Raw genomic sequence first — 8,245 nt, 5'->3', positions numbered from 1 at the left:
GGAGCCGGTCGAACGTGATCGGTTTGACGAGGTAGTAGACCGCCCCGCTGCTCATCGCGGACTTGACCGTGGCCAGGTCCTGGGCGGCGGTCACGATGATGCAGTCAACCTGGGTTCCAGCCGCCTGCAGCGAGCGCAGCAATGACAGACCGTCCTCGTCCGGGAGGTGGACATCGAGCAGGAGCAGGTCCGGGCTGAGGCGCGTGATCGCTTCCCGCGCCGAGGCCGCGCTGGTGACCTGGCCGACGCACTCGAAACCGTCCACCCGGGCAACGCGGGCGGCGTGGATCCCRGCGACCCGGAAGTCGTCGTCAACCACCAATGTTTTGATCAACGTCAGCGCTCCTGTCCTCGTCAACAATGTTCGCCCCTGCCGGCAGCCACACCTCGAAATTGCCGCCGGGGCCGGGGAACACATCCAACGTTCCCCCCGCCCGGTGGACGATCCGTTGCACCAGGGCCAGCCCGATGCCGCGGCGCATCCCCGGCCGCGGGTCCTTGGTGGAATAGCCGTCCACCATCACCTGGTCGATTTTGTCCAGGGGGACGCCCGCCCCGTTGTCGCGCACCGCGATGAACACGCCGTCGGTGTCGTCAAACTGTACCGTCACCAGCCGCGGCCGCGGCGTGTTTGCCAGCGCGTCCACGGCGTTGTCCAGGAGGTTGCCGACGATGGTCAGCAGTTCCCCCTGGTCCACCTGGGGGCGTTCCAGCCGGGACTCGGCTGTCACCTCCACCAGCACATCGTGCTCGGCGGCCACAGTGATCTTGGCGAGCAGGAGGGCCGCAAGCTCGGGCGGCGCGATCCGTGCCCGCAGCCCTTCGCCGAGCGACTTGGACATGGATGAAATCTGCGAGACGTAGCTCCTGGCCTGGTCCACGTCGCCCATCTCCAGCAGTCCGTCAACGATGTGGAGCCGGTTGGCGTACTCGTGCTCCAGGGCGCGCATGGCCTCCATCAATCCCTGGATCGAGTGCAGGTCGCGGACCAGGCCCTCGATCTCCGTCCGGTCCCGCAGCGTCACCACCGACCCGATGCTCCGCCCTGCGGTCGAGACCGGCATCCGGTTGACCACAAGCAGTGACTCCTCGGTCAATGCCACCTGGTCGGCGCCCGAGAGTTTGCCGGTGAGGAGGTCCCGGAGCCGGCCCTCCGGGACGAGCTCAGCGACCGGCCGTCCCAGCGCCGTCCCGTCGATGTGCAGCAGCCGTCGGGCCTCCCCGTTGATCACGGTCACCTTGCCGTCGTCGTCAACGCCGACGACGGCCTCGCGGATTCCGTGCAGGAGGGCCTCACGCTCCTGCAACAGGGAGGCGATCTCGGCGGGCTCGATGTTGAACGTGACGCGCTTGATCCGGCGGGAGAGCAACAGGGAGCCCCCGACGCCGAGGGCCAGGACCAGCGCGGAGAACCCGACGATCAGCCAGATGTTCTGGACCTGGTTGTCCAGGACCTTGGTTTCGGCGATACCCACCGACACCTGGCCGATGACCGAGCCCGTCGGCCCGAAGATGGGGGCTTTGGCGTTGGCCGACATGCCGAGGCTTCCCGGGTCGAACCCCACGTGGGTATCGCCGTCGAGCACGGCAACGGGCTCCTCCAGCTTGCGGCCGATCAGGCCGGGGTCCGGGTGCGAGAAGCGGACGCCGTCGCGGTCCGAAACCACCACGTACGCAGGCTGGGCGGCCGCCGCGATCTCCCGGGCCAGCCCATCAATGACATGTTTGGGGTCCCCGGCCGCCAGCGCGGAGCGGATCTCCGGCATCTGCGCCGTGGTGGTCGCAATGCCCAGGGCGCGCAGCTGGTACTGCCGGTCGAGGGTCTGGTTGCTGATGAGCGTAAAAAGGAACCCGCCCAGGACCACCGTCAGCAGCAGCAACGACAGGGAGGCCAGCAGGATCTGGGTGATCAGCGTTGAGGACCTGCCCCTGACCCGAAGCGCGGCGGCCAGGGATGAAAGCCGCGGAAGCCTCACTGGGAGCCGCACCCGGGCAGTTCCCCGCCGCTAGTGCAGAAAACGCACAAAACATGCAATTTCGCTGTTAAGGCACACAACTTACCGAAGCCTTCTTCCATAAAAGATCACTTTCTAAGCTTCACATAGTTTCCGTGATGGAGATCACGTCAACCCCCGATATCACCCGGCCCAGCCGGTCAAAAGAACCGAAAGACGAAGAGGTCTTAACAGCATGGATGCTAACAATCCCACGCGTACCAACGCGGATGCCGAGAAAGCCGAGGTCGCGGCGGGCATCGACATTAATGGCCTGACCAAGAGGTACCTCACGCCCAAGGGTGAGACCTTCACCGCGATCCGCGACGTGACGCTGAAAGTCGAACCCGGCCAGTTCTGCGCAATCGTCGGACCCACCGGGTGCGGCAAGTCGACCACCCTGGCCCAGGTCTCCGGCCTCGAGCGTCCCAGCGCCGGCTCGGTGAGCGTCCACGACCAAATCGTCGACGGCATCACCAAGGGCGTCAGCTACATGTTCCAGGCGGACGCGCTGTTCCCCTGGAAGACCGTCCTGGGCAACGTCTCGATCGGCCCGATCCTGCTCGGAACGCCCAAGCGCGAAGCGACGCTGCTCGCCATGGATTGGCTGCGGCGCGTCGGCCTGGCCGGCTTCGAGGACCGCTATCCGCACCAGTTGTCCGGCGGTATGCGCAAGCGCGTTGCCATGGCCGCGGCGCTGATCAATAACCCGAGGATCCTGCTGATGGATGAGCCTTTCGGCGCCCTCGACGTGCAGACCAAGGCCATCATGCAGAACGAGCTCCTCCAGCTCTGGGAGGACCTGCGCCCGTCCGTCCTGTTCATCACCCACGACCTCGACGAGGCCGTGGCGCTCGCGGACAAAGTGGTCATCATGACCAGCAGCCCGGGCACCATCAAGGATGTCTTCGACATCGATCTTCCACGCCCCCGCGGCGATGTCCAGCAGATCCGCCACGAGGGCCGCTTCCTGGAACTCCAGGGCCAGATCTGGGAATCCCTGAAGGACGAGGTCACCCGGGCCTACAACCAATCGGCAGGTGCAGCAGCATGACAACCACCACAACCACCACCCTCGGCGGCGCTTCGGCCACGGACCGGGCCGTCGAGCCCCAGGTTTCCGCCCGGCGGGCCATGACGCGCCGAACGGCGTGGGTCTGGACCGGCCGGGCCGTCCTCGCGGTGATCATCGTCGGCGGCTGGCAGTGGTTCACCGCAGCCGGCTGGGTGGACAAGTTCTTCTTCGGACAACCGACCGAAATCTGGAACAGCCTGGTCAACCTCTTCACTCAGGGCACCGCCTTCGGCACCATCTGGGAAAACCTCTGGATCACCGTGCAGGAGGCAATCTACGGCTTCCTCCTGGGCACGCTGGTCGGCGTCGTCCTCGGGATTCTCCTCGGCTCGAACCGGTACTTGTCCGAAGTCGTCGGCCCTTACATCCGGATTGTGAATTCCATTCCGCRCATTGTGCTCGGGTCCATCTTCATCGTGGCCTTCGGCCTCGGGGTGTTCCCGAAGGTGCTGCTCGCCGCGGTCCTGGTCTTCTTCGTCGTGTTCTTCAACGCCTTCCAGGGCGTCCGCGAGGTGGACCAGAACCTGATCGGGAACGTGCGGGTGTTCGGTGCGTCACCGCTCCAGGTAGCCATCCACGTGACGATTCCGTCCGCAATGACCTGGATCATCGCGAGCCTGCACACGGCGTTCGGTTTCGCCATCATCGGCGCGCTCGTCGCCGAGGTTCTTGGCGCCCAGCAAGGCATCGGCCTGATCATCAGCCAGGCACAGGGGACCTTCGATCCGAACACCGTTTTCGCCTGCATGGTGATCATCGCCGCCGTGACCCTCGGCGCGGAATACCTCATCGGACTGCTGGAGCACTCCCTGCTCAAATGGCGGCCGCCGAACAAGTCCGAAGCCCAGACGGTCTGATCTGTCCCGTCTCCCTTAACCCACCAATCGCTCCAAACCTCAGAATAAGCAAAGGAAAAGTACACCCATGATGAATAACAAGATCTACGCCGTCGGCGCTGCCGGAGTGATCGCGCTCAGCCTCGCGGCTTGCGGCACCAGCCCCGCAAGCAGCACCAGCCCGGCAAGCGGCAGCGCAGCCGCCGACGCCGGCTCGATGCCCACCGTGAAGATGATGGTTGGCGGCATCGACAAGCAGATCTACCTGCCGTACCAGCTGGCGCAGCAGCTCGGCTACTACGAAAAGTACGGCGTCAAGGTGGAGCTCTCCACCGAGTCGCACGGCGGCGTCGGCGCCGAGGACGCGATGGCATCCGGGCAGGTCGATATGGCCGGGGCGTGGTACATCCACACCATCGATTTCCAGGCCAAGGGCAAGGCCGTCACCAACCTGGTGCAGCTCTCCGGCGCACCGGGCGAACGCATCATGTGCAGCCCCAAGGCCAACGTTCACTCGGCTGCGGATCTGCGGGGCAAAACCGTCGGCGTCACCGACCTTGGATCGGGCACCGATGAACTCACCCAGTTCATCGCCTCGAAGGCAGGCCTTTCAAAGAGCGATTACCACACCCTGGCCGTCGGCGCCGGTGCAACGGCCATCGCCGCCATCCAGCGCGGCTCCGCCGACTGCGTTATGACCACCCAGCCCACTGTCGGGGCGCTTGAGAGCAAGAACCTCGCCGTGTCCGCCATCGACCTCGCTACGGCCGACGGCGCCAAGGCCACCCTGGGCGGCCTCTCGCCGGCCGCCGGCCTGCTGGCCCAGTCCGACTGGGTCAAGACGCACGAGGACGCTGCCCAGAAGGTGGTCAACGCGCTGGTCGACACGATGCACTGGATCAGCAGCCACTCCGCTCAGGAAATTGCCGACAAGCTGCCCGCCTCCTACGTCCAGAACAGCACCATCAGCAAGGACCAGTACGTGTCCGCTCTGAACCAGGACAAGGGCCAGTTCCTGCCGGACGGCATCATGCCGGCCGGCGGTCCGAAGGTTATCTTCGACATGGAGAAGACCATCGGCGTCGACACCTCCAAGGTGACCATGTCCAACACCTTCAACAACAAGTACGCACTGGCCGCGAACAAGCTGGAGGGCTACACCACCACCACTACTCCTGCCGGCAACGACGGCTGACACACCCATCTCCCAGCGGTTGCCGGTCCGGCAACCGCTGGGAGGCACTCCTCACGATCGGCCTGCGTGGTTCGCCACGCGGGCCGATCGCGTTTGTCCGGCCCGACGGCGCCGGGCTTTAAGTCAGCTGCGGCCAAACGCCCTTCTATTTTCAAGATATCTCCCAGGGCAGGGCTTGCGGCAAGGCCAGCCGGGTGCGGCATACTGGCCGTCGGTGCCAACACGAGGGAGAGCGGCATGCATGATGTGGTGATCGTCGGGAGCGGGCCGACAGGGATGATGCTGGCCGCCGAACTGCGGCTGGCGGGCGCCGACGTCGTCGTCCTGGAGCGGCGCGAATCGCAGGAGCTGGCCGGATCGCGGGGCGGCGGGATCCATGCCCGCACCCTCGAACTGCTGGACCAGCGCGGAATCGTGGACCGGTTCCTGGCCGAGGGCACCAAGCTCCATGCCGCGACGTTCGGCAGCACGGCGATCGACCTGGCCGGCCTTCCCACCCGCCATCCCTACACACTGGCGCTGTTCCAGAACCACATCGAGCGGCTGCTCCTGGGCTGGGCCGAGGAGCTCGCGGTCCCGATCCGGCGCGGCGTCGAGGTCACGGGCGTGAGCGCGGACGACGACGGCGCCCGGGTCCAGCTCGCGGCCGGCGGCCCCGTGCGGGCCCGCTATGTGGTGGGCGCCGACGGCGGGCGCAGTGTGGTCCGGCGCTCGGCGGGGATCGGGTTCGAGGGCCCGGACGCCACCCGGAGCAGCCTGATCGCGGAAGTGGAAGCCACCGGTGACCTGCCACCGGCCGCGAAGATCGACGCGCGCGGCATCCATGGGCTGCACCGGATGGAGGACGGTATGGTGCGGGTGGTCCTCACCGAGTCCCGGCTCGGCCCCGCGGCCGAGCCCACCCTGGCCGAGCTGCGGCAGGGCCTGACCGAGGTGTTCGGGACCGACTTCGGTGTGCACAATCCCCGCTGGCTGTCCCGCTTCACCAACGCCACCCGCCAGGCGGTGGCCTACCGCAAGGGTCCGGTGCTGCTGGCAGGCGATGCGGCCCACGTGCACTCCCCCACGGGCGGGCTCGGGATCGGGCTGGGGCTGCAGGACGCCGTCAACCTCGGCTGGAAGCTCGGGCAGGTGGTGCGCGGTGCCTCCGGCGCGGAGCTGCTGGACACGTACCACGCGGAACGGCACCCGGCCGGGGCGCGGGCGCTGAAGTACACCATGGCGCAGTCGCTGTTCCAGCAGGCCGATCCGAGGCAGGAGGCGCTGCGCGACCTGCTCGGCGAGGTCCTCGGCGTCCCCGGCGCGGGCACGGTGGTGGCCGGGCTGATCACCGGACTGGACGTGGCGTACGGTCCGGCTGCGGGGCATCCGCTGCTGGGACGCCGGATGCCGGACCTTGCCCTCACCGCCCCTGAGGGACCGGTTCGGGTGTTCGAACTGCTGCGCCGGGCCCGGCCCGTGCTGCTGGAATTCGGCGGCCCGGGACTGGACGCGGGCCCCTGGACGGGCCGTGTCCAGCGGGTGGCTGCGACGTACGACGGCGCGTGGGAGCTTCCGGTGATTGGCACGGTGTCCGCGCCCACGGCTGTCCTGGTCCGGCCCGACGGGCACGTGGCCTGGGTCGGCGAAGGCACCGCTGCCGGTCTTCGGGAGGCACTGGCCGCCTGGTGCGGCGCCGGGAGCGGTAGCGTGGATACATGACCGCCGGCCACCGCTACGACGTCGAGATTGTGCATCTGCTGGTCTCGCCGGCGCACGCCTACTTCGGCCGGGCCCGCGAGGGTGCTGCGGACGTGCCGACCACCGACGCCGCGGAAGCCGCCGTCGTGGCCGGCAAGGGAATCGTCGGTGACCGGTTCTTCGGGAAGGCCGCGCACATGGACGCCGCCGTCACCCTGTTCGCGCTTGAGGCGCTCGACGCCATCGCCTCCGAACTAGGCGCCACCCCGTTCGATCCGCTGCTGACCCGTCGCAACGTCCATCTCCGCGGGGCCCAGCTGGCGCCGCTGCTCGGCCACGAATTCGTCATTGAATCCGGCGGCGAATCGGTGCGGTTCAGAGCCGGGCGGCCGGCCCACCCGTGCGCCTGGATGGACGCGATGCTTGCCCCCGGCGCCCACAAGGCCATGCGCGGGCGGGGCGGGGTGCGCTGCCAGGTCCTCTCCGACGGCGTCCTGCGGCGCGGACCGGCGGTGCTGGTGAGCCCGGTGCCCCTGGATCCGGCCCGGGCGGGCGAGGCGACGGYGTTGCGCCCCTCAAGGCTGCCGTAGCCCGCCCCCGTCGCTCTGCTACTGCGGCACGGCCGTCCTGGCCGGTTCGCGGACGAGCTCGCTGACGATGTCCGCCACGAGGTCCTCCACCACCTGGCCGTACAGCAGGCTGCCCTTGGCGGCACTCGATCCGGCCGCCGAGGAGAGGCAGCCGGAGGCCGGGGTGCGCTCGGGCACCACCGGTAGCCGGTCGAAGCGGGGCAGGACGGCTGCGGGCCCGTCGACCAGCCGGTCCATGGCCACCCTGGCCGGTTCGAGGTGGAGCATCAGTGAGGTCTCGAGGACGCCGCCGTGCTCGATGTCCCAGCCGGGGAAACCGTCCGGGTAGACCTGCGCAAGCGTTTCCTGGCTGACGAAGTCCCAGTAGGAGAGCAGCAGCACGCTTTGCCCGGCACCGGGTTTGATCCCCAGGTCCTCCAGGGCCAGGTCGATGCCTTCATAGAGGAACTGGTAATTCTCGAAGTGGCCGTTCACCAGGATCAGGTGCCTGACGCCCTGGCCCAGGAACGACTTGACCAGGTTGCGGACCACTCCGATGAGGGTGGTTCCATCCAGGCTGGTGGTTCCGGGAAGGTGGTTGCCGCCGCCGGATTTCTGCTGCGACTTGTACCCGTACGCGATCGGCTGGGCCACCAGCGCCCCTAGCTGCCGGGCGATGCCCTCGGCGAAGCGGGACGAGAGGATGGTGTCCGTTCCCAGCGGGAGGTGCGGTCCGTGCTGTTCGAGGGACCCGACGGGGATGAGGACAACGCCCTCCCCGCACTCCAGGGCCTCGCGGTAGGCGAAGGCGTCCAGGTCTTCGAGGAATACTGAGGTGTTCATGCTGGTGGTGCTCCTTGGTGGGTGCGTCCGCGGGTGCGGCGCCACCGCGGCCG

General features: G+C 67.7%; 8 protein-coding genes. 5 read left to right on the top strand and 3 right to left on the bottom strand.

Annotated elements, in window-relative coordinates; genetic code table 11:
* Together AC1DHD_RS11515 and AC1DHD_RS11510 are read right to left on the bottom strand one after the other, a co-directional pair.
* Positions 1–334: response regulator (locus AC1DHD_RS11515; protein WP_476879844.1), on the bottom strand; the 334-nt coding region annotated here is incomplete at its 3' end.
* On the bottom strand, positions 312–1,988 hold the full coding sequence (locus AC1DHD_RS11510; RefSeq protein ID WP_476879843.1) for an ATP-binding protein: 1,677 nt from the start codon (positions 1,986–1,988) through the stop codon (positions 312–314). The genes AC1DHD_RS11515 and AC1DHD_RS11510, both read right to left, overlap by 23 nt.
* Positions 1,989–2,190: 202 nt before the next feature.
* On the opposite strand from AC1DHD_RS11510, the gene AC1DHD_RS11505 reads away from it, so the two are divergent.
* From AC1DHD_RS11505 to AC1DHD_RS11485, 5 genes are all read left to right on the top strand, one after another.
* Entirely contained in the window at positions 2,191–3,048 is an 858-nt protein-coding gene (locus tag AC1DHD_RS11505) for an ABC transporter ATP-binding protein (protein ID WP_476879842.1), read from the top strand.
* Entirely contained in the window at positions 3,045–3,926 is an 882-nt protein-coding gene (locus tag AC1DHD_RS11500; protein ID WP_476879841.1) for an ABC transporter permease, read from the top strand. Before AC1DHD_RS11505 ends, AC1DHD_RS11500 begins: the two co-directional genes overlap by 4 nt.
* A gap of 67 nt (positions 3,927–3,993) precedes the next feature.
* A complete protein-coding gene (locus AC1DHD_RS11495; protein WP_476879840.1) occupies positions 3,994–5,100 on the top strand; it encodes an ABC transporter substrate-binding protein in 1,107 nt (368 codons plus the stop codon).
* A 237-nt stretch (positions 5,101–5,337) separates the two neighbouring features.
* Positions 5,338–6,801: an FAD-dependent oxidoreductase gene (locus AC1DHD_RS11490; protein ID WP_476879839.1), complete on the top strand. Its 1,464-nt coding sequence runs from the start codon at positions 5,338–5,340 to the stop codon at positions 6,799–6,801.
* Complete coding sequence (locus AC1DHD_RS11485) at positions 6,798–7,370, top strand: MOSC domain-containing protein (RefSeq protein WP_476879838.1); 573 nt, start codon at positions 6,798–6,800, stop codon at positions 7,368–7,370. The genes AC1DHD_RS11490 and AC1DHD_RS11485 overlap by 4 nt, the downstream gene beginning before the upstream one ends.
* An 18-nt stretch (positions 7,371–7,388) precedes the next feature.
* Here the strand turns inward: AC1DHD_RS11485 and AC1DHD_RS11480 are convergent, their stop codons facing one another.
* Positions 7,389–8,192 (bottom strand): creatininase, encoded by an 804-nt coding sequence (locus AC1DHD_RS11480; RefSeq protein ID WP_476879837.1) that lies wholly within the window; start codon positions 8,190–8,192, stop codon positions 7,389–7,391.
* Between the last annotated feature and the right edge of the window lie 53 nt (positions 8,193–8,245).

It is taken from the genome of Arthrobacter sp. 05L45_2 (assembly GCF_056397525.1).
This window is presented reverse-complemented; position numbering and strand designations above follow the sequence as displayed.